This is a genomic window from Bradyrhizobium lupini, from assembly GCF_040939785.1.
Classification (GTDB): domain Bacteria; phylum Pseudomonadota; class Alphaproteobacteria; order Rhizobiales; family Xanthobacteraceae; genus Bradyrhizobium; species Bradyrhizobium canariense_D.
Genome location: NZ_CP162553.1, coordinates 6,322,215 through 6,348,343 on the forward strand (window position 1 = coordinate 6,322,215; position 26,129 = coordinate 6,348,343).

Genomic DNA, 26,129 nt, shown 5'->3' on the forward strand with positions numbered 1-26,129 from the left:
GTCGCGCTGCCTACTCTCAAAGGCGAGTCAAGGTTTACGCAACGTCAGCTCGGTCTCCTCAGACGCGCGGTCGGCGCATCGGTCCACTGAGGAAACGATGATTCCTGATCTCGCGAAGGAGCAGCATGCGCTTGGTTTGTGCTGCGTTGAGCAGCCCCTCGAACAAGACCAGGACCTCGCGGGCCTGCACGTAGACTTCGGTGGTGATGGCGCGTTGGTCGAAGCCATAGGTCGCAAGCCGCGCGTCGATCTCGGTGGCAGCGACGGGATCAAGTCGCCAGCTCAATGCGTTCTGCCGGGTGTAGGTCTCGGCCTCCGCTTCGAACTCGGAATCGATTCCGACCATGTCGATGCGCCGCAGCGCCGCCTCAACCGCCTTTTGGCGATAGGTCTCGAGCAATTTATGCCGCAACATGCGGTAGCGCTGGATATCCCAGGACAGTTCGGCGACGTCAATGGCGAGCAGCCATTCGATGGCGGACCGCGGCGCGAGGTCGGCAAAGATCGCCTGCTGGAGCGCCTGGTAGTGTTCGAGCTGTTCGCCCGGCAGCAGCAGTGGCGGGGGCGCCAAGGACTCAAACTCGACCGGCAGCGTCGTGACGGTGAGCTCGCGCGCGGTTTGGAACAGACCGTTCATCCGGCGGCCTCCGAATCCACGTTTGCCGCAAGCGACGCGGCGCCGACGGCGACGTTGGCGGGATCGTGGACGGGGCTTGCCGCCCACAACTCCTGCGCCACCGGCAGCGGCGCGATCTGCAGGTTCGCCCACCACGCCCGTTCATTGCCGTGCTGATGCAGCTCCTGGTGATGCGCGCGGCACAGGGGGACAGCGAACTCATCGCTGACCTTGCGGCCGAGCGCCCGAGCTTGAGCGAATTTCAGATGATGGGCATCGCAAGGGGTTTGCCGGCACACCAGGCAGGGCTGCCCCCTAACAAACAACAGGTGCGTCTTGCTGCGTTTGCGGGACGGCTCCTTGGGATGGGCGAGCCCGGCCTCGGGTAGCGCTGGCTGCAGCGCGGTCTCGGCGTCAGCAGCAGGCGCTGCTGGCAGGCTTGGCGTGCCATTCAGGTCGGCCGTCTGCTCGGCCTGAGCACGGCCAGCGTCCTCAAGCTTGGCCTGATAAGCTGCCTCGACGTCCCGGGCATCCGGCTCCTGCAGGCTGTTCTTGAGCGGGAGGCTCGCCATGGCCCAGCTGAGCAGATCGGTGCTGGCGGGCAGCGCTTCGAGCTGGCGCAATAGCTGCTCCCGGAGTGCGGCGGACTCGCCCGGCCGCAGCACCGGGGCACGGTTGAGAGCGCCCTTGCCGGGCGAGGCTTTGAGGTTAGCTGGTGCGGGGGGACCAGCGGCCGCATCCGGGGCGTCAAGATCATCCTCGCCGGCAATCCCGACCAGCGCGAACAGGGCATAGCGTCGGGCGTAGGTGAGCGCCGCGCCCATGCGGTGCGGCGCCTCGATGTCCCGTGCGGCGCAGACCGGCCACTCCGAGGAGATCCACTCGCCGGAGGAATGGGCGAGCAGGGTGGTGAGGTGAATGTGGCCGGTGCTGGCCTCGACCCGGGTGCTCTGGATGGCGGCGATCTCCTGCTGGCTCAAGGTCTTGCGCACGATGTCGAGGCCGCTCGCCAGCGAGGCATAACGAAAGGTGCGGTCGTCATCGCGCAGGAACGGCGAGCGGATCTGCGCGGTCAGGGTCTTTTCCGGGTTGGTCAGTTCGGCTTGGGCGCGGGCCAGCGCCGCCGCGATCGCCCCGATGTGCTCACTGGCCTGGTGCATGGACGCGCTCCATCTCAACCGGATCAAAGCTGATCGCGCCGGCCTTGGAGCGCTTGGCACGAAGACCGTGGCCGAACGCCTCCTTGGCGTCCTCGGGTAGCAGCTTCTTCAGCTCGGTCTTGGCCAATTCGTGCCATGGGCCTCACGGGTGCGCAGATAGGTCGCCGCGCAGTCGGCCCATAGATTGGAGGCGGTCATGTCGACGACCTTGACGGCGGCCAATCGCGGCCGTGGCGGCTCGATGTTGAACAGGGCCGGCGGCTCGCCGCTCTGCACGCAGCGCCAGAACTTCTTTTCGGCCGTGAGCAGCAGGTGCTGGTAGAGCGGGTCGGCATGCACCGTGAGCTCGACCCATTTGCCGCCGCCGGTGATGATCGACAGCACCGCCGAACGGGCGGCGACCACCCACATGTTTTGCTGCAGCTGCGCCATATGCTTGTCGGCCGCCGCCTCCTCGGTGAAGGCCCAGGGCAGCATGAACTTGGCCTCGAACACCGCGCCGGTTTCTGCGACAATGCCATCGAGCGTGGCGGCCATCCAGCTGTGGACCGGATGGCGAATCCGCTTCTGAATATCCGTAATAGTCACGCCCGACGCGCGCTGGTACCAGCTGCGGTTGAGGTCTTCGGTCACGCTGCCGAGCTGCACGATCAGGTTTTGCCACAGATCTTGCGGGGCCATCTCGCCGCGTTTTTCCCGCCAAAGTCGCGTGAGGTCGTCCTGATCATGGCCCATGATGATGCGGGCATCCGAGCCGCCGACAAAGGCGCGCCGGTCAATAGGGTCGAACTTGATGATGCGATGTGGCGTCTCGGCGCCATCGGTTGCAATCGGGATCACCGGTCTCTCCTTGGTTTGGCAAACGCGGCTTGCCGCCGCACCACCAAAAGCCCCGCACTGGCGAGGAAGGAGACCGGGGCCAACGGCGAAGGCCCGGTTGCAATTATTAACGATCCTTTGGCGCGGGAATGCCAGTCCTTTCTGCAGCAATTTTGCTGTTTTTTAGCCCGAATAATCTTGATGAACCAAGATGTTAGAGCGAGGTTTCCGAGTGCCGCAACCAGCCTCGGACAAGGAGCTCGCAGATGGCGTCAATTCGACAAATCGAAGCCAATCGCGCCAACGCCAAGCGCAGCACCGGCCCGAACACGACGGCCGGAAAGGCAAGGTCCAGCCAGAATGCGGTGCGCCATGGGCTGGCGCGGAGCGTTATCAGCGATCCTGCCGAGATCGAGAACTTTGCAGCGGCGATTGCGTTGGGACTCGAGCATCAGGTTACACCGGCTTCGGCGATGGGGCTCGCACGTTCCAAGCTCGCGCTGCTGCGCATCCGCAGCTTGCGGCAGGACACGTTGGCCGCACTTTTGACCGGCCCAATTCCGGTAGACTTAAAACACCTTAAAGGTCTTGAGCGCTACGAGCGCGCCGCTTTGGTGCAGCAAAAAGCGGGCGCTTCGACTGCTAAGTCTCGAGCGAGGTTGATGCACGGTCACTTGGCTTCGTTCTGCAGTTTCGCTCCAAAGCGCCTCGACAGCGCGGCCCCGTTCGGTTCATGTGATTGCGGGTGCCTTGCAGCGATGGGGCCGACATGCACGGTCCGGAGCGACTATCCGTCATCGTTGATGGGTTGGCGAGTGGCTGTCAGAACGAGCATGGAAATTGCCGTCGACATCTAAGTCGCTCGACCTCATCCCGGCCGTACGGGCTCGTTCGGTCAGTATGGGTGAGCTCCGGCAGCACTAGTTCCTGTTGGGACGACCGAGATCCTTTTGCTGTTGCACAGGAACTAAGCTGGACAGGCATGAAGTTTGACCAAGTTACGGAAAAGAACCCTTGATCTTCTTGATGCGGGCGTGGTCTGCCGGCCTTATCTCCCGCAGTCGATTGTAATACGTGATTAGCTCCTCCGTTGTCATGGCGTGACAATCGCGTTCGAGTTTTGCACCTTCGATTTCGCGAACCTGCTCTATCACTGCCATGCTCGTCCTCAAGGCCCACACATTGGCCTTGAGAGCGAGATCGACTATTCGCTTGACCAGTATCTTGTCCGTCTGGATGCGCAGCCGTTGGCCGTCTTCGACAATGGTTCGCGTCCGCTTCAACTCGTGGGCAAAAAGCTCGAGCATAGTCGGACATTTTTTCGGCCTGCCGCGGGGATTGCCGGACCGACCGGGCTTGAAGCGTCGCTCTCTCGGAGGTTTTCCGTAGCCAACCTCATAGTTTCCGGATTTGCGCTTGGTCATTCCACCCCCTCCCGCTTCGGATCTGCAGCCATTTCGTCGAATAGGCGCCCGGTTTTGACGTGAACCGCCTTTTGGCCGGTGTGGCGCTGCCAGCGCCTGATCGCGACGTCGACGTAAAGCGGGTCTAGCTCCGTCGCAAAAGCGCGCCGGCCGACCCGTTCGGCCGCCAGCAAGGTCGAACCGCTGCCCAGGAAGTTGTCCAAAACAATGTCATTGCGTTCAGTGCAGTCGAGAATTGCGTCAGCAAGCAACTGAACCGGCTTTACAGTTGGATGCAAGGCAAGCAGGTTGCCTTCTTCGCCTTTGCGCTCGAAGCTATTGCACCCCGGATATTGCCAGACGTTGGTTCTGAATCGACCATGTCGACCCAACTCTACGTTATTGCGATGGGACGCTTTGCCGTACTTGAAGACAAAGACGAATTCGTGCTGGCTGCGATAGAATGATCCCATACCAGCGTTCGATTTCACCCACGCGCATATGTTCTTGAGTTCGAGTCCAATTTCCGTAGCGGCGGCAAGAATCTCAGCGGAGTGACGCCAATCCATAAACAGATAGAGTAGGGCGCCCGGCGCAAGGTGCTCTATCGCACGACGAAAAAAGCCGCTCAGGAAACCGGTGAACTTCTCACTGCACATTTCGCCGGATGCCATCGCAAATTCGCGGTGGCGAATGCGTCCCTTGCCGGAGACGTGCCCTTGAATTGGAACGTTGAACGGCGGATCCGTGATCACGGCCCGGGCCCGCTCGCCTGCCATTAGGGCGGAGAATGAATCAGCCTGCAGCGCGCTCCCGCGCAGGATCCGATGGTGACCTGCTTGCCAAAGGTCGTTAACGGCCGAAACCTTGGTTGGAAGAACCGCAGGAACGATATCGGCGGGGTCAGGCGACGGCTCAACCTGCAAAGATTCGAGGTTCTCGATCCGAAAATCGATCTCTCCTTGGGAAAAGCCTGTGACTTCCAGACTGAACCCAAGGTCGAGCTGGGAGAGCTCCCTGAAGGTCTCCGCGACGGCGCGGTCGTCCCAAGGGGCGAGCTCATTTAGTCGCTGCTCAGCAATGCGGTAGAGTTCGAGTTTTTCGGGGGTGAGGTGCGTCAGCCGGATGACGGGGAGTTCAGGCAACCCGAGCTGGAGCGCGCCAAGGTACCAGATCAGGCCGGCCACGATGACGCCGGAAGAATCGACGACAATGGGCGTGATCAAGCCCAATGCCTCGATGCACCTTGCATATTGTCTCTTATGGCGATCGGTGTATTTGCGAAGTGATCGCGAAGGCGGCGAAATTGCGTTGATTGCGAGACGCTCGACCGGTCCTACGTGTGTAAGGACCTCGTTGTGTTTCGATGATACGGTCACGGTAGACTCCTCGGCTCGACTGGGTCGACGCTGGAGTCAGCTGGTACCGTTCGGCTGCCCGCTAGCCGGGCTATCGTGCCCGATGTGCCCGCCGTATCATGGCAACCGCATTTCGGAAGGTCCTGAACGTCATCTTTCGCCGTCCAGTGCCGAACTCGTAAGAAACGCTCAATTCATCAGCCGCTTCTGAGGGGGCACAGCCCAGATCCTGCAATTCCGAGAAGAAATGCGGCCAGATCGCCTTCGCGTTGAGGCCACGCAGCGTCGGCTTGGAAACCAGACGTTCTATGATCTGTCGAATTGGCTCTGCATAATCGCCGACCTTTACACGCGGGCGGGCCGCCCGTTTGCGTTGAGCTTGGAGCATGCGACCGAGGTCGAATTCGGCTCGGTAGACGCCATGGACAACCCTGGCTTCAATCTTGCCATCCTGACGAATGACAATATGAGATCTTAAAAATGGGTGGGATAGCGCGGCGATATAGTCGTCGTCCAATTCCGTCGCAGGCACGATCACTTCGGTCGGATCGTCGATTGAAACTAGTCGCAACCGGAAAATGCCCATCCACTGCTCCTCAATTGATTGGGCCTTGGCACCGGGACTCCTCACCGGAGGCCGGCAACCTCCGGAAAAATGCGATCGCAAACGTTAACCTTCAAGACCCGTAAGTCTACGGCGGACGGTTGACGAGGGATTCACTGTTAAGCGCGCACGCATTCCCTGTCCCGCATCAGAATTTCCCTGTTCAATTCGACGCTTCGTTGCTGAGATGCTCAAGGAATTTCAAGGCGCTTCTCGCATTTTCATGCCGATCGCTGCGCCGCGCCGGGTGACTATCCCTGTAAAATTCCCTGTTAGCAGGGAATTGGGGTCTGGGGGCTTTATGCTTTAGCGCTCGTCCGCGATCACCTTGCCGTCGTTCGGCAGCGCGCCGGGCCTCACCAGTTCAACCTCGCCTCCGAGTTTCGTCACGGCGCGCAAGGTGCCTGCAATCTCGTCGCGCAACGCATCGTTCGCGGCCGCCGTCTCCGCTTTCAGCGTCATTGCATCGGCCTCGCCTTGGCGCGTGACGACGAGGCGTAATCTTCCGAGCGCGGAATGGCGCTTGCCGATCTCGGCGACCTGCTCGGGGCGGACGAACATGCCCTTGACCTTGGTGGTCTGGTCGGCGCGGCCCATCCAGCCCTTGATGCGCATATTGGTGCGCCCGCAGGGGCTGGTCCCCGGCAGTGCCGCGGTGAGGTCGCCGAGAGCGAGCCGGATCCAGGGATGGTGCGGGTCGAGTGAGGTCACGACGATCTCGCCGACGTCACCGGGCGCCACGGCATCGCCGGTGCCGGGCTTGACGATCTCCATGATGAGATCCTCGTTCACGACCATACCGTCGCGCGCGCTGGTCTCGAAGGCGATAATGCCGAGATCGGCGGTGCCGAAGGCCTGGTAGACGTCGATGCCGCGCGCCTTGATCTCGGCCTGGAGCGAGGGCGGGAAGGCTGCGCCCGAGACCAGCGCGCGCTTGATCGAGGAGACGTCGCGGCCCGAGCTTGCGGCAGCATCAAGCAAGATCTTCAGGAAGTCCGGCGTGCCGCTGTAGCCGACGGGACGGTAGGCCTCGATCAGCTCGAATTGCTGCTCGGTATTCCCTGGACCAGCCGGGATCACGGCGCAACCGAGCGCGCGGGCCGACGCATCGAAGATGAAGCCGCCGGGGGTGAGATGGTAGCTGAAGGTGTTGAGCACGATGTCATCGGGCCGGAACCCGGCCGCGAACAGCGCCCGTGCGCCGCGCCAGGGGTCAGCCTGCCGCCCCTCCGGCTCGAAAATCGGCCCGGGGGAGGTGAAGAGGCGGGCGAACGAGCCGGGCGCCGCCGCGACGAACCCTCCAAAAGGCGTGGAGGCCTTGTGCAGGGCCGGTAGTTCCGACTTGCGCAGCACCGGCAGGCCCGCCAGGGCCGCCCTGGAGGTCACGGCGGCCGGATCGACGCCTTTCAACCGATCGGCATAGGCGGGCGCGGTCATCGCAGAGCGCAGCACGCCTGGCAGGCGGGAGAACAGATCGGCCTCGCGCGCGGCTTGTTCGCGCGTCTCGAGGGCGTCGTAATGGGCGGTCATGGCTCATCTTTCCGGGTTGGCATCCGTTGCGCGCCGCCGCCGGCATGGGTATCAGACGGCCATGGGCGAGGTTTGAAGAGGACGCGATGGCGGACGAGGGAATCAGTGCGGCGGACGAGGCGGCGGACGTCGTTGCGCGCCTGAAGCGCCGCATGATCGACGAGGCGCTGCCGCTGTGGTCGACGGTCGGCTGGGACCATGGCGCGGGTGGTTTCATCGATCGGCTGCACCGCGACGGCACGGCGGACAGCGCCGCGCCGCGCCGGGTGTTCGTGCAGGCCCGCCAGATCTGGTGCTACGCCAAGGCTGCGCAGATGGGCTGGTACCCTGAGGGGCGCGCCATCGCACTGAAGGGGCTCGAGCATCTGCTCGCCAAAGCAAAGGCGCCCGACGGCCGGCCCGGCTACGTGCACCGGCTGACGCCGGAGGGCGCGGTGCTGGACGGCCGGCGCGACGCCTACGACCACGCCTTCATCCTGTTTGCGCTCGCGGCCGTCTATGCGCTCGACCAGGACGCGCAAATTCGCGCCGAGGTCGACGCGCTGCTCGCCTTCCTCGACGGCCATCTGCGCTCGCCGCACGGCGGCGTCCACGAAGGCCTTCCGGTCTCGCTGCCGCGCCGGCAGAACCCGCACATGCATCTGTTCGAGGCGATGATCGCGTGCTTCGACGCGACCCACGATTTGTCGTTCCAGAACCGTGCCGGCGAGTTCTTCGCGCTGTTCCTCGCCAATCTCTACGACAAGCGGACGCGCGCGCTCGGCGAATATTTCGAAGAGGACTGGTCGAAGATCGCGCCAGTCAGCGTCGAGCCCGGCCACCAGGCGGAATGGGTCTGGTTGCTGAAGGGCTTCGAACGCATCACGGGCTGCCCGACCGGACAGCGGCGCGCCGAGCTGCTGGAAACCGCGCTGCGCTATCGCGACGAGGCCACCGGCTGCCTGATCGACGAGGGTGACGACGCCGGCAACATTCGCCGCACTACGCGCCGGCTGTGGCCACAGACCGAGATTGCGAAGGCGTGGATCGCGCAGGCTGAATCCGGCGAGGCGGGCGCGGCGGAGGAGGCGCGCATGGCGCTGGCGCGGCTCGAACGCCATTATCTCAGCCATCCCGTGCGGGGCGGCTGGTATGACCAGTTCGAGCGCGACGGCAAATCGCTGATCGACACCATTCCTGCGTCGTCGTTCTATCATGTTCTCTGCGCAGTCACGGAAGCGGAACAGGTATTGGAAGGTTAGAGCCAGCGCTTGCGCCGCTTGAAGCTCTTGAGGTTCTTGAAGCTCTTGCGCTGGTCGCCAGCGCCGCCGAGATAGAATTCCTTGACGTCCTCGTTGTCGCGCAATTCGTCCGCGGTGCCGTCGAGCACGACCTTGCCCTGCTCCATGATGTAGCCGTGGCTTGCCACCGACAGCGCAGCGCGGGCGTTCTGCTCGACCAGGAGAATGGTGACGCCGAGGTCACGATTGATCTTGTGGATGATCGAGAACACCTCTTTCACCAGCAGCGGCGACAGACCCATCGACGGTTCGTCCATCAGGATCATCTTCGGGCGCGCCATCAGCGCGCGGCCGATCGCGAGCATCTGCTGCTCGCCGCCGGAAAGATAACCAGCCAGTCCGGTGCGCTCCTTCAGGCGCGGGAAATAGTTGAAGACCATGTCGAGATCGGCGCCAACCTCGCGGTCCCTGCGGGTGAAGGCGCCGAGCTTGAGATTTTCCAGCGAGGTCATGTCGGCGACGATGCGCCTGCCCTCCATCACCTGGAAGATGCCGCGACGAACGATCTTATCGGGATCGATGCCGTTGATGCGCTCGCCCTCGAACAGGATCTCGCCACGCGTGACTTCGCCGTCCTCGGTCTTGAGCAGCCCGGAGATCGCCTTCAGCGTCGTCGACTTGCCGGCGCCGTTGGCGCCGAGCAGCGCCACGATCGCGCCCTTGGGCACGTCGAGGCTGAGACCGCGCAGCACCAGGATGACATCGTCATAGACGACCTCGATGTTGCGCACGGCGAGGAGAGGCGGCGCGGGTACAGCGCCTGGGGAGGGACGAGCAGCTGCTTCATGAATTTCGGTCATGTCTCATACTCCGCTGTCGTCGCCCGGCTTGACCGGGCGACCCTGTATTCCAGAGACGCCTGACACTTACGGAGAGGCCGCGGCGTACTGGATCCCCCGCTCCAGTGCGCGCTGCGCACAAGGCGGGGGATGACATTTGTGTGTGAGGTAAGCGCTAAGCTCACCAGCCCAGCAATTCCGGCTTGCGCGGCAGCTCGACCGTCTTGACCTTCTCGAGTTTGATCGCGCCCTTGGCCATGAGGTCGTTGAGGTCGCCGTCGGTCGCGCCCGCAATCTTGGTGCGGTAGAGGTCGACCTTCAGCGTGCCGCGGTGGTCCTTGTCGGTCCAGGTCGAGGGATTGCAGACGCCTTCCATGCCGGCCGGCACCCAGTCCTTCTTCTGGTAGAAGCCCTTGGCGACGTTCTCGCCGGTGGCGCCGCCGTTCTTGGCGGCCCAATCGATCGCCTCCTTCATGTAGAGCGCCGAGCACACCGCCGCGATGTAGTGCACGGGCCGATAGACCTTGCCGGTCGGGTCGGACATCTTCGAGATCTCCATGACCGTCTTCATGCCGGGCGCATCGCCGCCCCAGCTCACAGCGGTGCGCAGCGGAAAGATCACGCCGTCGGCGGCATCGCCGGCGGTCTTGGCGGCGTTCTCGTCCATGCCCCAGACATTGCCCATGAACTGGATGTCGACTCCGGCGGTCTTGCAGGCCTTCATCACCGAGATGTTGGAGGCGGCGGTGTTGCCGAGATAGGCGTAGTTGGCGCCCGAGGATTTCAGGCTCAGGCACTGCGCGCTGTAGTCACCCGGCGCGAGCGCGAACACCAGCGGCGGTAGCACCTCGAAACCGAGTTCCTGCGCCATGGCTTCGCCGGCGGCCTTCGGTGCGTTCGGATAGGGGTGGTTGGCGCCCATGTGGACGAATTTCGGCTTGCCGGACTTGCCCTTGGCCTTCCAGTCCTCGGCGGCCCACATCAGCATGGCGCGGAGCGAGTCCGAATAGCTCGGGCCGTAGAAGAAGTTGTACGGCGCGGGCTTGGCCTTGCCGCTGATACCTTCGGGGTCGGTGAGCGCGGCGGCATATGAGCCGGACATGTCGGGGATCTTGTCCTGGGCGAGGAAGCCGGTCAGCGCCTCGGTGTCTGCCGTGCCCCAGCCCATGATGGCCGCGACCTTGGAGTCGGGCGCCGACCACTTCTTGTAGAGCGCGATCGCGCGCGGCACCTGGTAGCCGTAATCGTTGGTGTCGACATTGAGCTGCTTGCCGCCGACGCCGCCGTTCTTGTTGACCCAGGCGAAGGTGTCGGCGACGGCCTGGCCATAGGGTGTGCCGACGTCGGAGGTGCCGCCGGAATAATCGGCGAGGTGCCCGATCGCGATCTGCGCCTGCGCGCTTGCCGAGAATGCGGCGATCGCCAGCGCCAGCGACGCGGTGCTCAAAAGGGATTTTGTCTTCATGGGTTGCCTCCTCCTGTTTATTTGTTGTGTTAGCGAGTGCCCGCGCTCAATGCGAGAACGGGTAGAGTTTCCAGTACGCCTTGATCTGTCGCCAGCGATGGGCGAGCCCGTCGGGCTCGAACATCAGGAACGCGATGATGATCACCCCGATTGCGATCTCGCGCAGGAAGGTGATGTTGTTGTTGAGCGACAGCGCCTTGTCGATCGCGCCGCCCTTCAGCGCGACGCTGAGGAACTCCATCGTCTCGGGCAGCAGCACCACGAACGCGGTGCCCATCAGCGTGCCCATGATCGAACCGGTGCCGCCGATGATGATCATGGCGAGGAACAGGATCGAACGTTCGATGCCGAAACCCTCTTGCGATACCACGAGCTGGTAGTGCGCATAGAGCGCGCCGGCGATGCCGGCGAAGAACGCGGCAAGGCCGAACGACAGCGTGCGATACTTTGTGAGATTGATGCCCATGATCTCTGCGGAGAGATAATGGTCGCGGATTGCCACCAGCGCACGACCATCGCGGGTACGCATCAGGTTGGTGACGAGGATGTAGCTCGCCAGCACATAGGCCAGCACAACGTAGAAATACTGCCTATCGCCGCGCAGCGTGTATCCGAAGATCGAGAACGGACTTGCGCTCGCCGGCACCGAGCCGCCGGTGAACCACTCGGCGCGGGAGAAGAAGTCGAGCAGGATGTATTGCGCGGCCAGTGTCGCGATCACTAGGTAGAGCCCCTTCAGGCGCGCCGCCGGGATGCCGAAGATCAGCCCGATCAGCGCCGTGATGATGCCGGCAAGCGGGATCGCGAAGAAGACCGGGATCGGCGTGTTGTTGGAGATGTAGGCCGAGGTGAAAGCGCCGAGCAGGAAGAAGGCGGCATGGCCGATCGAGATCTGGCCGGTGAAGCCGACCAGGATGTTCAGCCCCAGCGCCGCGATCGAGAAGATGCCGATCTGGATCAGGATACTGAGCCAGTAACCGCTGAAGAACTGGGGCGCGAAGCACAGCAGCAGCACGCCGACGATCGCAAAATTGCGGCTGGTCGTGGTCGGAAAGACCGTGGTGTCGGCCGCATAGGAGGTGCGGAAGTCACCAGCAGGGATGAGGACAGGGCCGGCCATGGATCAGATCCGCTCGATGTCGTGGGTGCCGAACAGGCCGTAGGGCTTGATCATCAGCACGATGATGAGGACGTAGAACGGCGCGATCTCGTAGAGATTGCCCCAGTGAAGGTATTCGCTGTCGACATATTGCGCGATGTTCTCGAGCAGGCCGATGATGATGCCGCCGAGCACGGCGCCGCCGACGGAATCGAGTCCGCCGAGGATCGCCGCCGGAAACACCTTAATGCCGTAGCCGGCCAACCCGGACGAGACGCCGTTCACCACGGCAACAACGACGCCCGCGACCGCGGAAACCGTCGCTGAGATCGCCCACGCCATCGCGAACACGCTTTTCACGGAGATGCCGAGCGACTGTGCCACCTGCTGGTTGAACGCGGTGGCGCGCATCGCAAGTCCGTACTTCGAGGCGCGGAAGAACCAGGCCATGCCGATCATCATCGCGACCGAGACGACGAGGCTCATGACATAGACGGTTTGGATCTGGAGCCCGAGCAGGCTGACGGCCTGGCTCTCGAACACACGCGGGAACGGCTGTGGATTGACACCGAATATCCATTTCAGCGTCGCCTGCAGCACGGTGGAGAGGCCGATCGTCACCATGATGACCGAGATGATGGGTTCGCCGATCATCGGTCGCAGGATCAGGACCTGCACCGCGATGCCGAACACGAACATGAACACCAGCGTCATCGGCATGCCGATCCAGAACGGCACCTGGTATTTCGCGAGCAAGGTCCAGCACACCCAGGCGCCGACAAGCAAGAGCTCGCCCTGCGCGAAATTGACGACCTGGCTAGCCTTGTAGATCAGCACAAAGGACATCGCGACCACGCCATAGAGCGTGCCGACCACGAGGCCGTTGACCAGGAGCTGGATGAGGAAGGCGGTGTTCATGAAGTGGTGCTCGCTGACAAATCCGGCGCGCTCTTCCCCTCTCCCCTTGTGGGGGAGGGTGGCTTGGCGAAGCGAAGACGGGTGAGGGGTTGTCTCAGCAGTAAGGGCGGGGAGAGAGGACCCCTCACCCGACTGGGGTCTTGGCTAATGGCGGAGATGCCCTCTCCCGCAACGGGAGAGGGCGCATCGACCCGCATCGCGCTCTCGGTTCGAAGTAGGCTCACTCCGCGGCCTCCGCCATGTGCCCGGGTCCGCCCAGGTCCACGACCCTCAGCGTTGTACGTACGCGCTGCGTGCTGCCGTCCTGGAAGCGGATCACGGTGTCCACGGGGATGTCGGCCTGGCCGCGGTAGATCGCGTCGATGATGCCTTCGTACTTTTCGTTGATGACGCTGCGGCGCACTTTCCGCGTGCGGGTGAGTTCGCCGTCGTCGGCGTCGAGCTCCTTGTAGAGCAGCAGGAAACGGGAGATGCGCTGTGCCGGCGGCAGAGTCGCGTTGACGGTCTCGACTTCCTTCTTGAGTAGCGCATAAACCTCGGGCCGCGAGGCCAGGTCGCTGTAGGTCGTAAACGAGAGCCGGTTCTTCTCCGCCCATTTCGAGATGATGGAGTAGCGGATGCAGATCATTGCGGCGAGCGCGTCGCGGCCCGAGCCCAGCACCACGGCTTCGGCGATATAGGGGGAGAACTTCAGCTTGTTCTCGATGAATTGCGGCGAGAAGCGCTCGCCGCGCGAGGTCTCGGCGAGATCCTTGATGCGGTCGATGACCACGAGCTGACGGTTCGCGTTGAAATAGCCGGCGTCACCGGACAGCATCCAGCCGTCCTTGATGTCGGCTACGCTCGCCTCCGGGTTCTTGTAGTAGCCGAGGAACATGTTGGGATGCCGCACCACGATCTCGCCGACGCCGTGGACGTCGGCATTGTCGATGCGGATCTCGACGCTGTCGGCCATCGGCACGCCCGTCGTGTCGGGATCGACCTTGCCCGCGGGATGCAGCGTGTAGGCCCCCAGCAGCTCGGTCTGGCCATAGAGCGTGCGCAGCGGCACGCCCATGGCCTGGAAGAACTTGAAAGTCTCGGGCCCGAGTGCCGCGCCGCCGGTTGCGGCTGAACGCAGGCGGGTGAAGCCGAGGCGGTCGCGCAATGCACGGAACAGGATCGCGTCGGCAAAGCCGGAACGCTCGCCCTGTTCGAGCGCGGCAAGCCCGCTCTTCATGCCGATGTCGAACAGGCGCTGCTTGAACGGGGTTGCGTCCATCACCCTGGCGCGGACATCGGCGGCGATCGATTCCCAAACGCGCGGTGCAAACAGGATAAACGTCGGCGCGATCTCGCGCAGATCGTTCATCATGGTCTCGGGCTCTTCGACGAAGTTGATCTTCATCCGGCACAAGAGGCCTTTGCCGAGTACATAGACCTGTTCCATGATCCAAGGCAGCGGCAGCACCGACACGTATTCGTCGTCCGGCCCTTTCGGGTCGAAAGCGAGATACGTGGCGCAATGGCCGAGCACGCGGCCGGCGGCGAGCATCGCGAGCTTTGGATGCGACGTGGTACCTGATGTCGTGCAGAGGATCGCGACGTCCTCGCCCTTGGTCGCGTCCACCAGCCGATCGTAAAGATCCGGTTCGCGCGTAGCCCGCGCCCGGCCGAGTTCGGCAAACGTCTCCGCCGACATCAAGCGCGGATCATCGTATTTCCGCATGCCGCGCGGATCGGAATAGATGATGTGCTTCAGCTTTGGGACGCGGTCGGCGAGGGTGAGCAGCTTGTCGACCTGCTCCTCGTCCTCGGCGAAAACGAGCTGCGCCTCGCCATAATTGAGGAGATACGAAGCTTCTTCGTCGAGCACGTCGCGGTAGAGCCCGAGGCTCAAGCCTCCAACCGCATGAGTGGCGATTTCCGCCGCGACCCAGTCCGGCCGGTTGTCGCCGATGATGCCGATGACATCCTGGCGTCCAAGGCCCAGTTCGACGAGGCCGAGCGCGAAGTCGCGCACCCGCGTCTGGTAGTCGTTCCAGGTGAACGGGCGCCATAGCCCAAGATCCTTCTCGCGCAGCGCAATTTCGTTGCCGTACTCCTTCGCATTGAGCCGGAGCATCTTCGGATAGGTGTCGGCCTGCGCAACGCGGCCTGCGTAATCCATCATGCCGCGCTCTCCTGCGCCGGCGGCGCATCGTCAGGATCGACCAGCACCTCATCCTCTTCGCCGAGATAGGCGCGCCTGACGTGGGGATCAGCGAGCACGGCGGCCGGATCGCCCTCGGCGATCTTGCGGCCGAAATCCAGCACCATGACGCGGTGGGAGATGTCCATCACCACGCCCATGTCGTGCTCGATCATCACCACGGTCATGCCGAACTCCTCGTTGAGATCGACGATGTACCGGGCCATGTCCTCCTTCTCCTCGAAGTTCATGCCGGCCATCGGCTCGTCGAGGAGAATGAGGCGCGGCTCCAGCGCCATGGCGCGGGCGAGCTCGACGCGCTTGCGCAAGCCGTAGGAGAGAGTGCCGGCCGGCGCCTTTCGCACCGACTGGAGATCGAGGAAATCGATGATTTCTTCCACCTTGCGGCGGTGCTCGAGCTCTTCCTTGCGCGCGCCGGTGAGCCAGTACAGCGAGCCCGTGAGAAAATTGTTCTTCAGGAGGTGATGGCGTCCGACCATGATGTTGTCGAGCACGCTCATGTGGTGGAACAGCGCCAGGTTCTGGAAGGTGCGGCCGATGCCGAGCGACGCGCGCGCGTTGGGCGTCAGGCCGGTGATGTCGCGGCCCTGGTAGAACAGCTGGCCTTCGGTCGGCTTGTAGCGGCCGGAAATACAGTTCACGATCGAGGTCTTGCCGGCGCCGTTGGGGCCGATGATCGAGAACAGCTCGCCTTCCCTGATGGCGAAGCCGACATCGGTCAGCGCACGAACGCCGCCGAATCGCAAGGACACGCCGCGCACTTCAAGACTGGTAGCCACCAAACAGATCCCTCCCGGTGATGGCGCTTTCAGTGGCGCTCTTCGTCCGTTCTATCGGGCAATCCTAGTACGACCGTGCCGGTGAGGCCATGCAGCAGATGGTCTCGACCGGAGCCGCGCCGCTCTCGTTCCCGTTTGGGATCAAAAGCCGCATCGCCCGAGGTGGTCCTCAATAGGGGAAAGCGTTATTTTAAAATGTCTCCCGCCTGACAATTCTGCGACAAAGTTTTTGGATGGGGGGATCATCCATCTTTCGTTGGATGGTGTTCGAAACGGTCATGCTGCGTTGCAGCAGAACAGGAGTGACGAACGGTGCGGCTGGCTTCGGGATCATGATTTCAGAGGATCAACTGAAGCGCGTCGCTGCCTGGTCGCGCGAGCTCACGCAAGCGGAGATCGAGGTCGCTCGTACGGGGATCACGGAGCGGTCCTACGGCACTGGCGAGACCGTCTTCATGCGCGGCGATACGTTCGACTATTGGGCCGGCATGGTCTTCGGCCTTGCCCGGATGGGTGGGGTCTCGCGCGACGGCAAGGAGACGAGTCTTGCCGGGCTGACGGCAGGGGCCTGGTTCGGCGAGGGCAGCGTGCTCAAGAACGAGCCGCGCCGCTATGACGTGGTCGCGCTGCGCAACAGCCGCGTCGCGCTGATGGAACGCAGCGCCTTCATGTGGCTGTTCGAGAACAGCGTCGGCTTCAACCGCTTCCTGGTACGCCAGCTCAACGAGCGGCTCGGCCAGTTCATCGGCATGCTCGAGGTCAACCGCACGTTGGATGCCACTGCGCGGCTTGCCCGCAGCATTGCTTCGCTGTTCAATCCGATCCTCTATCCGGAATCCACCGCGCATCTGGAGATCACCCAGGAAGAGATCGGCGCGCTTTCCGGCATGTCCCGCCAGAATGCCAACCGCGCGCTGAACCGGCTGGAGAAAGAGGGCTTGCTCCGGTTGGAGTATGGTGGCGTGACTATTCTGGATATCGAACGGCTAAGGGGGTACGGGGAGGAGTGAAGCAGCGTTCGCGGCCGCAACTGCGAGCGCCGCAACCCACCGCTTGCTCTTCCGGCACGACGAGCCCATCCTTGCAGAGATCCTGGGCCATCTGACCGGGTCCAGCAGGCTGCGCCATCGCGGCGCCCGCGGGGTCTCGACCATGAACTGCTCCTGTTGCGGTTCCGAGGTTCAGAGCGGCTTTGTCTTCTGCCCGAAATGCGGCACGAAGCAGCCGAACGCCTGCCCCGGCTGCGGCTATGCGTGCGCACCGGATTTCGCGTACTGCCCGAAATGCGGCGCCCTCGTCAGTGAAGCCTCCAAGTCAGGCGGGCTGGCATCAATGCGGGCCAGCCGCGTGACAGTCCCGACCAGTGCGTCCTCGCCACCGCTGGCGCCGACGGCCGAAGCCCAATACGGGTTTCGATCGCAGCCGGACAAGATCGACAGCGAAGCCAACCGCCGCACCATTACCGTGCTGTTTGCCGACCTTAGCGGCTTCACCACGATGAGCGAGCGACTCGATCCTGAAGTCATGCAGGCGCTTCAGAACGAATTGTTCGAGGAGCTAACGGCGGCGGTGCAAAGCTTTGGCGGCTTCGTGGACAAATTCATCGGCGACGCGCTGCTTGCGCTATTCGGAGCGCCGGCCGCGCACGAAGACGACCCCGAGCGGGCCGTCCGCGCCGCGCTCGACATGATCGGCCGAACGGCGCAACTCAGCGAACGTGCAAAGGCGTATGCCGGGTCACCGCTCCTGCTTCATGTCGGCATCAACACCGGGCACGTGGTTGCTGGCGGACTGGGTGTTGGAGTTGCCAAATCCTACTCGGTCACGGGCGATACGGTGAATACGGCTCAACGATTGCAGTCGATGGCTTCCACGGGCGAGGTGCTGGTCGGGCCGCTGACCTACCGTCTTACGCGGCATGCATTCTCATATGAATCGCTTGGCGAGGTCTCGCTGAAGGGCAAGATGGGCAGCGTCCTGGTCCATCGCTTGAACGGACCGCTCGACACGCCCCGTGCGGCACGCGGCCTCGATACGCTGGGCCTGAGTGCGCCGGTGATTGGGCGCGACGCCGAGCTCGCCCGTCTAGTCGACAATCTTGATCTCGCGTGTGGCGGCGCGGCGCAGCTGGTGCGGCTGGTCGGTGAAGCCGGCATCGGCAAAACGCGTCTGGTGGACGAATTCGTTGCCCACGCCCGCGATGAGGACCGTTTCGCCGGCGTGGCGATCCGGCGCGCTGTCTGCTCGCCGCTGGGCGAACAGTCCTATGGCACCCTTGCCGCTGTGCTGCGCAGCGCCTACGGCATCGCGCAGAAGACGACCGTGGCGGAGGCCCAGGCCAAGCTGGCGACGGCACTGTCGGAGCTCGGCCTTGCGGTCGAAGAGGCCGATCGCCTGATGCCCCTTTATTTCCACGTTCTCGGCCTCGGCGATCCGGACGCCGCGCTGCAGCACGTCGAGCCCGAGCAGCTTCGGCGGCAGATATTCTTTGCGATCTCGTACCGTGTTCGAACGGCGCCTGGTCCTGTCGCCGCTCCTGATCATTGTCGAGGATCTGCACTGGGCCGATGCCGTATCGCTTGAAGCGCTGCGGTTCCTGATGGACCGGCTGGAGCGTACGCGGCTGATGCTGTTGTTTACGCATCGGCCTATGCTGGAACTGGATCAGTTCGGCTCGGGGCGGATCAGCCATACAACCCTTCGATTGCTTCCGCTTGGTGATGCAGACGGACAAAAGCTGCTCGCGGCCTACTTCAGCCACGGTTGGAGTGAACCGCCGGGAAGTCTGTTCAGTCGAATCCTGGAGCGCGCGGGCGGCAATCCACTCTTCTTTGAGGAAATCATCCGCGGTCTCATCGAAGCTGGCGCCTTGGAGCGTGACGGCTCACAGTGGCGGATCAAGTCAGATGAAGCCGCCGCCGACATACCGGCAAGCATTCAGGCCCTGTTACTGGCGCGCCTGGACCGGCTGCCGCATGAGGTGCGCCGCTTGGCCCAGGAGGCCGCGGTGATCGGCCCACGTTTCGATGCGGCTCTTCTCGGTGCGATGGCATCGCAGCGGACGAAGGTGGAAGCGGGGCTCGAACTTCTGTGCGATGCCGAGATTGTCGAGGAGGTCGCGGGCGCGAACTCGATCTCGCTGCGATCTTATCGCTTTACGCAAACCATGCTTCAGGACGTGATCTATCAAAACCTGCTCTTGCAGCGTCGGATCGAGCTCCATGGACGGATTGGTGCCGCGCTGGAGCGGCTCTATGGCAATGAGCCCGAGCGCCTCGAGGACCTCATACTGCTCGGACATCATTTCAGTCTGAGCGCGAGCAAGCCGAAAGGTGCGCGCTATCTGCGCGCGGCCGGCGATCGCGCCCGCGCGACCTACGCCAATGACGATGCCATCCGCTTCTACCAACAGGCTCTCGCCGTGTTGTTGGCCGGCGGGGAATGGGAGCCCGAACGCCTGATCCTCTGCGAGCGGATCGCGGAGCTGTGTGCCGCGGCCGGCCGGAGGATCACGGCTGAGGAGCACTACCAGAGTGCGCTGGAAGGTCATCGCAATGCGGAGGACCGCATCGGCGAAGCGCGAATTCTCCGCAAGCTTGGCCGATTGTTGTGGGACGCCGGCAAGCGGATCAAGGCAGAGGCGCATTATGCCGAGGCGGCCGAACGGCTGGGAGGGACCGACGCGCCCATCGAGTGGGCGCACCTCCTGCAAGAGCGCGGCCGTCTTTCGTTTCGCACGGGCGATCACGTGGCCGCCGCGAGATGGGCGGACGAGGCGCTTGGCTACGCCCGAAGCGTACCGGCGGACGCCGACAGGCAAGTCGGATTCGAGGCGGCGCGCGCCATAGCAGAGTCGCTCAACACCAAGGGGGTGGCACTGGCGCGGCTTGGCCGACACCAGGAGGCGGTGCGCGAGGTGGAGCAAAGTGTCGCAGCAGCCGAGGCCGCCGGGCTCCTCAACGTGGCCTGCCGCGGCTACACCAATCTCGGTGTGCTCTACACGATTGTCGACCCGGCGAAAGCCGTGGAGGTTTGCCGGCGCGGACTCGATGTCGCGTGTCGGATCGGCGATCTCGGGTTCCAGGCGCGCCTTCTTGCCAATTTTGCTGTTGCCTGTTGCACCTTCACGGACAAATGTACTGGAGGAGGGGGTGCCGGCCGCCGAAAAGGCGATCGAAATCGACCGCGCGCTTGATCAGCGCGAGCATCTCTCCGTGCCGTTGATCGTGCTCGGGCAAATCCATCAATGCCATTTCCGGCCCGATCTGGCTGCTCGTTGCTACAATGAGGCAATCGAGGTGGCGAGCGAAACCGGCGAGCCGCAGCAGCTGTTTCCATGCTATGATGGTCTTGCGACGCTGAACCTTGATCGAGGCGACATGCCCGAGGCCGAGCGATATTTCGCGCTGGCACAGGACGTCTGCACGCGGCACGGGCTTGATCCCGCAGGGCTGATCGTACTGCCGTTTCTTGACTAGATCATGTGAAGGAGTGCCATCATGTCTGAACGTCACGTCGAGGGACCACTTCAACCGGGCGATCGTGCACCGAACGTCGTGCTGGACGCGATCACACGCGACGGAAAGATCGCGCTCGAAGACTTTCGCGGACAAAGCCCGATATTGGTGGGCCTGTATCGGGGGCTGCATTGCCCGTTCTGCCGCCGCCATATCGCGGCACAGGCGCAACTTGATGCCGCCTTGCACGAGCAAGGCGTCGAAAGTCTCACGGTGGTCAACACGCCGATCGAGCGCGCGCGACTCTATTTTCGTTACCATCCGTTGCCCAACCTGCTCGCTGCGTCCGATCCCGAGCGGCTCTCGCACCGCGCATTCGGCCTGCCCAATCTCGAGTTCACGGAGAACGAGACCGAGTGGCCGCACAAGGTCGGCATGAACGTGGTCATGAGCATGCAAGTCGACATGCCCGGCGAATTGCCCGCCCCGATGAACCGGCCCGCGGCCGCGGAGTACCTCAATAACAAGGACGGCTATGAGATAACGGAAGCCGATCAGCGCATGGCGGCAACCGGCCAGGGCCAGCTCTTCGGGCAGTTTCTGCTCGACCGCGAGGGGGTTGTGCGCTGGAGCTTTACCGAGGTGCCCGAAGGCGGCCATCGCATGTTTGCCGCGCCGAGCCCGCAGGAGCTGATGTCGGCCGCCTCGCAGATGGCAAGCTAGGCACCGCGTCTGGCGATCATTCCGCCACCTTCGGCCGCTTGTCCACCAATGCTGCCGCCATCGCCGAGATCAGCGGGCGCATGAAATAGTGGTCTTCCACCGGCGAGATGTCCGTGCGCAAGCCGTGCGCTACGAGCTCGCCGGAGACGGCCGGCCCCACTGACGCGATCAGCGTCCGCTCGAATCCTGCGCGCAGGCGCGCCTCGCTGCCATGCGCCCTCGCAGCTTCGAGGAGACGGCGGACCTGGCCGAGATTGGTCAGTGCGATGGCGTCGATCCGCCCTTCCGCCATGTCGTCGATTGCGTTGACGATGCTGGCGTCCGCAGCCTTTGGATCGTAGACGTAAGGCAACACGGTATCGACCTCGGCACCTTGCGCGACGAGCGCGCCGGTCAGCGCGCTGTGGTCCTTGTCGGGATAGAGCTGGAGGCCGAGGCGACGTCCGTTCAGGTCGAGCTTGCTCAGCATCTCGATCACACCCTCGGTGGTCGGCTTCTCCGTCATCTGCTGCTGCTCGAGCCCGATCTCGCGTAGCGCCTTGCCGGGCTTCGGGCCGCGGGTGAATTTTCGCGATCGGGCGAGGGAAGCAACCAAGGCCTGGTCGAGACCACGGGTTCGCGCGAGCTTCATGATCCGCCGCAGGCCTTCGCCGGTCATCAGCACGAGATCGTCGAAGGGCTTGTCGATGGCGCGGCGGATCCAGGCCTCGACCGGGGCGGGGTCCGATGCATCCTGGATGGTGAACATCGGGCATTGCACGACCTCGGCGCCTTGCTCGGCCAGCAGCTTCGAAAACTGCGCCTCCTCGCGCGTTTCCAGGATCAGGATGCGGGCGCCGTTCAAGCGGTGGGCCATGAGCCTACTCCGGTCAGTCAAAGCAATCGTGCGTTCATCCTGACTCCACGGTCGGGATTGGCGCAAGGTAGGGTCGGTGATAGAGCAGGGCGCAAATCGCGGGTCGTTCCGCAGCCGCTGCCCAAACCTTCATCAAGGCCCATGCCAGATCATCAATATGTCCTGACCCTGTCCTGTCCGGATCGTCCCGGCATCGTCTCGGCGGTGTCGACCTTCCTGGCGAATTCCGGACAGAACATCCTCGACGCCCAACAATTCGACGACACCGAGACCAACAAGTTCTTCATGCGGGTGGTGTTCACCGCTGCCGATCTCGCCGTGGAGCTGTCGGCACTCCAGACCGGCTTTGCCGCGATCGCCGAGCGCTTCGGAATGGAATGGCAGATGCGCGATCGCGCTGCGCATCGCAAGGTGATGCTGCTGGTGTCGAAGTCCGATCACTGCCTGGTCGACATCCTCTATCGCTGGCGCACGGGCGAGCTGCCGATGACGTTGGCCGCAATCGTCTCCAATCATCCGCGCGAGGTCTATGACGGGCTCGATTTCGGCGGGGTTCCGTTCCACTATCTGCCTGTTACGAAAGAGACCAAGCGCGAGCAGGAGGCGCAGATCCTCGATCTCGTCGCCAAGACCGGGACGGATCTCGTCGTGCTCGCCCGTTATATGCAGATATTGTCCGACGATCTCTCGGCAAATCTGTCGGGACGCTGTATCAACATCCACCACTCGTTCCTGCCGGGTTTCAAGGGCGCAAAACCCTATCACCAGGCCCATGAGCGTGGTGTCAAGCTGATCGGCGCCACCGCGCATTACGTCACGCGCGACCTCGACGAGGGCCCGATCATCGACCAGGACGTCGAGCGCATCAGCCATCGCGACACGCCTGGAGGATCTCGTCCGAAAGGGCCGCGACATCGAGCGCCGCGTGCTGGCGCGCGCGATCCGCTACCATCTCAACGACCGCGTCATCCTCAATGGCCGCAAGACCGTGGTGTTCGTGGATTGATTTGCTACGCTCTCGCCGCAAGCGGCGAGGGGCGCGACTAGCGCACCGCGGTGCCGGACGCCGAGCCCGTTGCGCCCTTCTGCGCCTGCTCTTCCTTTTCGCGATCCGCTGCCGGCATCAGTCGCCTGCGCTCGCGCTCCTTCATGTAGGCATCGTATTGCGGCGTGCCCGCCCGCGGCGGGGCGTCCGCCGGCAAGCCGCCGGCCCATTGCGGGACGTAGTCGCCCATGCCGGAGGAGAGCTTTTCGTTGACTGTGCCGCAGCCGGACAGGCCCGCGGAGAGCGCGAGGAGGATCAGGAGGGAACCGAAGGATCTAGGCATTGCACCATTGTACAGAGGCGAGGTCAGCCGTGTTGGACGCCAGGTCAGGCTGTCGCCGGGAGAGTAGCCTTCAACAAGGTAAAATAGGCTTATTCGAGGTAGGTAATTGGATACCGGAGTGTACCGACCCAAGCCTTGCCGATGTTCAAATTCTGCAAACAAAAGACGAAATCCTCCATCCACCCGGCTGGGAGCGTTTCTAGACTGCGGCAAGGGTTCGCGACAAAGTGGCTTGATCAGCAAAGAGGCTTTTTCGTTGACAGGTCCAGTTCATTTGTACAATCGTACAAATGAAAGCGAGCGCAATCATGATGCCGGCGGTACCCGGACGTGACCCGCTATCGCTTCTGCCGTCGGCAATCGGAACGCTCGGCTTGCGCCGAATGGTCGCCAAACGTCCGATTGACAATAAGGGCGCGAAAGACGCCATGTTGCGCGCGACATCACGCGTGCGTGAGCTAGACTTAAGGCAAGGATCGGGCACTCGGTCCGGCGCACAAGAGATCAGGAATGAAGGGGAGGGACATCTGATGTTCGAACGTAAAAAACCGTCTCATAAGGCCGCTTGGGCCGCAGCAGCTGCCGCCATCGCGGGCCTCGTGGCCGTCGCTCCGGCCAAGGCCGAGGACAGCGTCAAGATCGGCCTGATCCTGCCGATGACCGGCGGCCAGGCCTCGACCGGCAAGCAGATCGAGAACGCGATCAAGCTCTACATGCAGCAGAAGGGCGACACCGTCGCCGGCAAGAAAATCGAGATCATCCTCAAGGACGATGCTGCGATTCCCGACAAGACCAAGACCGCCGCGCAGGAGCTGATCGTCAACGACAAGGTCCATTTCATCGCCGGCTTCGGCGTGACGCCGGCCGCGCTCGCGGCGGCGCCGCTGGCTACGCAAGCCAAGATTCCGGAAGTCGTGATGGCAGCCGGCACCTCCATCATCACCGAGCGCTCGCCCTATATCGTGCGCACCAGCTTCACGCTGGCGCAGTCCTCCACCATCATCGCCGACTGGGCGGTGAAAAACGGCATCAAGAAGGTGGCGACGCTGACCTCGGACTACGCGCCGGGTAATGACGCGCTCAACTTCTTCAAGCAGAACTTCACCGCCGGTGGCGGCGAAGTGGTCGAAGAGGTCAAAACGCCGCTTGCAAATCCTGATTTCGCACCGTTCCTCCAGCGTATGAAGGATGCCAAGCCTGACGCGATCTTCGTGTTCGTGCCGGCCGGCCAGGGCGGTAACTTCATGAAGCAGTATGCCGAACGCGGGCTCGACAAGGCCGACATCAAGGTGATCGGACCGGGCGACGTGACCGACGACGATCTCCTCAACAACATGGGCGACGCCGTGCTGGGCACGGTCACCGCTCACCTCTATTCCGCGGCGCATCCCTCGCAGATGAACAAGGATTTCGTCGCGGCCTACAAGAAGGCCTACGGAAACCGGCCGGGCTTCATGGCGGTGAGTGGCTATGACGGCATTCACCTGATCTACGAAGCGCTGAAGAAGACCAATGGCGACACCGACGGCACCAAGCTGGTCGAAGCGATGAAGGGCCAGAAGTGGGAGAGCCCGCGCGGCCCGATCTCGATCGACCCCGAGACCCGCGACATCGTGCAGAACATCTACATCCGGAAGGTCGAGAAGGTCGACGGCGAGCTCTACAACGTCGAGTTCGCGACCTTCGAAGCCGTCAAGGATCTCGGCAAGACCAAGAAGTGACGCACGAAAGTGCGCCATCCCGGCGCGCGCATTAGCGCACATCGGGGATCTCGCCCTCCACTCTCGTCATGCCCGAGCTTGACCCCGGCATCCACGCGAGAACCGAACCAAGAACGGGGATGACCGGGACAAGCCCGGCCATGACGATAACGCCAAGCTGAGACGATGACCTCAATCCTCACCAACCTGTTCGATGGCGTCGCCTACGGCATGCTGCTGTTCGTGCTGGCTTGCGGGCTCGCGGTTACGCTCGGCTTGATGAACTTCGTCAACCTCGCCCATGGCGCCTTCGCCATGGCCGGTGGCTATGTCTGCATGGTGCTGGTCAACCGGATGGGCTGGCCATTCTTCGCGGCATTGCCGCTTGCATTCGTCTCCTCCGCTGCGATCGGCATCGTGCTCGAGCGCACGTTGTACCGACACCTCTATGCGCGCAGCCATCTCGACCAGGTGCTGTTCACGATCGGCCTCACGTTCATGTCGGTCGCGGCCGTCGACTACATCCAGGGCTCGTCGCGGGTCTTCATCAACCTGCCGGCGGCGCTCCAGGGTCAGTTCGACCTGTTCGGCGTTGGCATCGGCCGCTACCGGCTGATGATCATCGTGATCTGCGGGCTGCTCACCATCGGTCTCCAGATGGTGCTGGCGAAGACGCGGTTCGGCAGCCGCCTGCGCGCCGCGGTAGACGATCCCCGCGCCGCGAGCGGCCTCGGCATCAACGTGCCGCAGGTGTTCGCCTTCACGTTTGCTTTTGGCTGCGGCCTGGCCGGTCTCGGCGGCGCGCTGAGCGCCGAGATCCTCGGCCTCGACCCGTATTTTCCGCTGAAGTTCATGATCTACTTCCTGATCGTGGTCACCGTCGGCGGCTCATCCTCCATCACCGGCCCGTTTCTGGCCTCGCTGCTGCTCGGCATCGGCGACGTCGCCGGCAAATATTACGTGCCGAAGATGGGACCTTTCGTGATCTACACCATGATGATCGTGATCCTGATCTGGCGCCCGAACGGTCTGTTCGGCCGCACGGCCGCGCGTTGAGTTCGCCG

General features: G+C 63.2%; 20 protein-coding genes and 3 pseudogenes. 8 read left to right on the plus strand and 15 right to left on the minus strand.

What is annotated here, in order from left to right; all coding sequences use genetic code 11:
* Positions 1-58: 58 nt before the first annotated feature.
* From AB3L03_RS30105 to AB3L03_RS30115, 3 genes and pseudogenes are all read right to left on the minus strand, one after another.
* Entirely contained in the window at positions 59-637 is a 579-nt protein-coding gene (locus AB3L03_RS30105) for a hypothetical protein (RefSeq protein WP_368507583.1), read from the minus strand.
* Complete coding sequence (locus tag AB3L03_RS30110; RefSeq protein ID WP_368507584.1) at positions 634-1,776, minus strand: ERF family protein; 1,143 nt, start codon at positions 1,774-1,776, stop codon at positions 634-636. The genes AB3L03_RS30105 and AB3L03_RS30110 overlap by 4 nt, the downstream gene beginning before the upstream one ends.
* Positions 1,760-2,616, minus strand: a pseudogene (locus AB3L03_RS30115) (YqaJ viral recombinase family protein). Before AB3L03_RS30115 ends, AB3L03_RS30110 begins: the two are co-directional and overlap by 17 nt.
* A 245-nt stretch (positions 2,617-2,861) precedes the next feature.
* On the opposite strand from AB3L03_RS30115, the gene AB3L03_RS30120 reads away from it, so the two are divergent.
* Entirely contained in the window at positions 2,862-3,452 is a 591-nt protein-coding gene (locus AB3L03_RS30120) for a hypothetical protein (protein WP_368507585.1), read from the plus strand.
* 141 nt (positions 3,453-3,593) lie between these two features.
* Here AB3L03_RS30120 and AB3L03_RS30125 read toward each other — a convergent pair whose 3' ends face one another.
* From AB3L03_RS30125 to AB3L03_RS30140, 4 genes are all read right to left on the minus strand, one after another.
* Positions 3,594-4,019 carry a DUF5681 domain-containing protein gene (locus tag AB3L03_RS30125; RefSeq protein ID WP_368507586.1) on the minus strand — a complete coding sequence of 142 codons (426 nt, stop codon included), beginning with the start codon at positions 4,017-4,019 and terminating at the stop codon, positions 3,594-3,596.
* Positions 4,016-5,224 (minus strand): DNA modification methylase, encoded by a 1,209-nt coding sequence (locus tag AB3L03_RS30130; protein ID WP_368507587.1) that lies wholly within the window; start codon positions 5,222-5,224, stop codon positions 4,016-4,018. The genes AB3L03_RS30125 and AB3L03_RS30130 overlap by 4 nt, the downstream gene beginning before the upstream one ends.
* Before the next feature lie 223 nt (positions 5,225-5,447).
* The gene (locus AB3L03_RS30135; RefSeq protein ID WP_368507588.1) at positions 5,448-5,942 is read right to left on the minus strand and encodes a hypothetical protein; all 495 of its coding nucleotides are present in this window, start codon (positions 5,940-5,942) and stop codon (positions 5,448-5,450) included.
* 324 nt (positions 5,943-6,266) lie between these two features.
* Entirely contained in the window at positions 6,267-7,490 is a 1,224-nt protein-coding gene (locus AB3L03_RS30140; RefSeq protein WP_368507589.1) for a phenylacetate--CoA ligase family protein, read from the minus strand.
* Positions 7,491-7,576: 86 nt separating this feature from the next.
* Between AB3L03_RS30140 and AB3L03_RS30145 the strand changes: the two genes are divergently transcribed.
* Positions 7,577-8,731, plus strand: a complete 1,155-nt coding sequence (locus AB3L03_RS30145; protein WP_368507590.1) for an AGE family epimerase/isomerase — start codon at positions 7,577-7,579, stop codon at positions 8,729-8,731.
* Here the strand turns inward: AB3L03_RS30145 and AB3L03_RS30150 are convergent.
* From AB3L03_RS30150 to AB3L03_RS30175, 6 genes are all read right to left on the minus strand, one after another.
* Positions 8,728-9,570, minus strand: coding sequence for an ABC transporter ATP-binding protein (locus AB3L03_RS30150; protein WP_085360006.1), 843 nt, complete (start codon positions 9,568-9,570; stop codon positions 8,728-8,730). The two genes, AB3L03_RS30145 and AB3L03_RS30150, sit on opposite strands and share 4 nt — an antisense overlap.
* Before the next feature lie 160 nt (positions 9,571-9,730).
* Positions 9,731-11,014, minus strand: coding sequence for an ABC transporter substrate-binding protein (locus tag AB3L03_RS30155; RefSeq protein ID WP_026233336.1), 1,284 nt, complete (start codon positions 11,012-11,014; stop codon positions 9,731-9,733).
* Between the two features lie 46 nt (positions 11,015-11,060).
* Positions 11,061-12,134: a branched-chain amino acid ABC transporter permease gene (locus tag AB3L03_RS30160; protein ID WP_368507591.1), complete on the minus strand. Its 1,074-nt coding sequence runs from the start codon at positions 12,132-12,134 to the stop codon at positions 11,061-11,063.
* A 3-nt stretch (positions 12,135-12,137) separates the two neighbouring features.
* Positions 12,138-13,031, minus strand: a complete 894-nt coding sequence (locus AB3L03_RS30165; RefSeq protein WP_368507592.1) for a branched-chain amino acid ABC transporter permease — start codon at positions 13,029-13,031, stop codon at positions 12,138-12,140.
* 220 nt (positions 13,032-13,251) lie between these two features.
* Positions 13,252-15,183, minus strand: a complete 1,932-nt coding sequence (locus tag AB3L03_RS30170; RefSeq protein WP_204511806.1) for a long-chain fatty acid--CoA ligase — start codon at positions 15,181-15,183, stop codon at positions 13,252-13,254.
* Entirely contained in the window at positions 15,180-16,001 is an 822-nt protein-coding gene (locus AB3L03_RS30175) for an ABC transporter ATP-binding protein (RefSeq protein ID WP_007601963.1), read from the minus strand. The genes AB3L03_RS30170 and AB3L03_RS30175 overlap by 4 nt, the downstream gene beginning before the upstream one ends.
* Positions 16,002-16,333: 332 nt before the next feature.
* Between AB3L03_RS30175 and AB3L03_RS30180 the strand changes: the two genes are divergently transcribed.
* The 3 genes and pseudogenes from AB3L03_RS30180 to AB3L03_RS30190 all read left to right on the plus strand — a co-directional run bounded on the left by AB3L03_RS30180 (position 16,334) and on the right by AB3L03_RS30190 (position 21,181).
* Positions 16,334-17,011, plus strand: a complete 678-nt coding sequence (locus tag AB3L03_RS30180; protein WP_026233339.1) for a Crp/Fnr family transcriptional regulator — start codon at positions 16,334-16,336, stop codon at positions 17,009-17,011.
* A gap of 142 nt (positions 17,012-17,153) precedes the next feature.
* A pseudogene (locus AB3L03_RS30185) lies at positions 17,154-20,479 on the plus strand (adenylate/guanylate cyclase domain-containing protein).
* A gap of 21 nt (positions 20,480-20,500) precedes the next feature.
* Positions 20,501-21,181 (plus strand): redoxin domain-containing protein, encoded by a 681-nt coding sequence (locus tag AB3L03_RS30190; RefSeq protein WP_368507593.1) that lies wholly within the window; start codon positions 20,501-20,503, stop codon positions 21,179-21,181.
* Positions 21,182-21,197: 16 nt separating this feature from the next.
* Here AB3L03_RS30190 and AB3L03_RS30195 read toward each other — a convergent pair whose 3' ends face one another.
* On the minus strand, positions 21,198-22,037 hold the full coding sequence (locus AB3L03_RS30195) for a uroporphyrinogen-III synthase (RefSeq protein ID WP_368507594.1): 840 nt from the start codon (positions 22,035-22,037) through the stop codon (positions 21,198-21,200).
* A 141-nt stretch (positions 22,038-22,178) separates the two neighbouring features.
* Here AB3L03_RS30195 and purU point away from each other — a divergent pair.
* Positions 22,179-23,043 (plus strand): annotated as a pseudogene (gene purU, locus AB3L03_RS30200) (formyltetrahydrofolate deformylase).
* Positions 23,044-23,080: 37 nt separating this feature from the next.
* Here the strand turns inward: purU and AB3L03_RS30205 are convergent.
* A complete protein-coding gene (locus tag AB3L03_RS30205; RefSeq protein ID WP_018457287.1) occupies positions 23,081-23,365 on the minus strand; it encodes a hypothetical protein in 285 nt (94 codons plus the stop codon).
* Between the two features lie 530 nt (positions 23,366-23,895).
* On the opposite strand from AB3L03_RS30205, the gene AB3L03_RS30210 reads away from it, so the two are divergent.
* Complete coding sequence (locus AB3L03_RS30210; RefSeq protein WP_368507595.1) at positions 23,896-25,086, plus strand: ABC transporter substrate-binding protein; 1,191 nt, start codon at positions 23,896-23,898, stop codon at positions 25,084-25,086.
* A gap of 165 nt (positions 25,087-25,251) precedes the next feature.
* The gene (locus AB3L03_RS30215) at positions 25,252-26,121 is read left to right on the plus strand and encodes a branched-chain amino acid ABC transporter permease (protein ID WP_007601971.1); all 870 of its coding nucleotides are present in this window, start codon (positions 25,252-25,254) and stop codon (positions 26,119-26,121) included.
* Positions 26,122-26,129 lie beyond the last annotated feature (8 nt).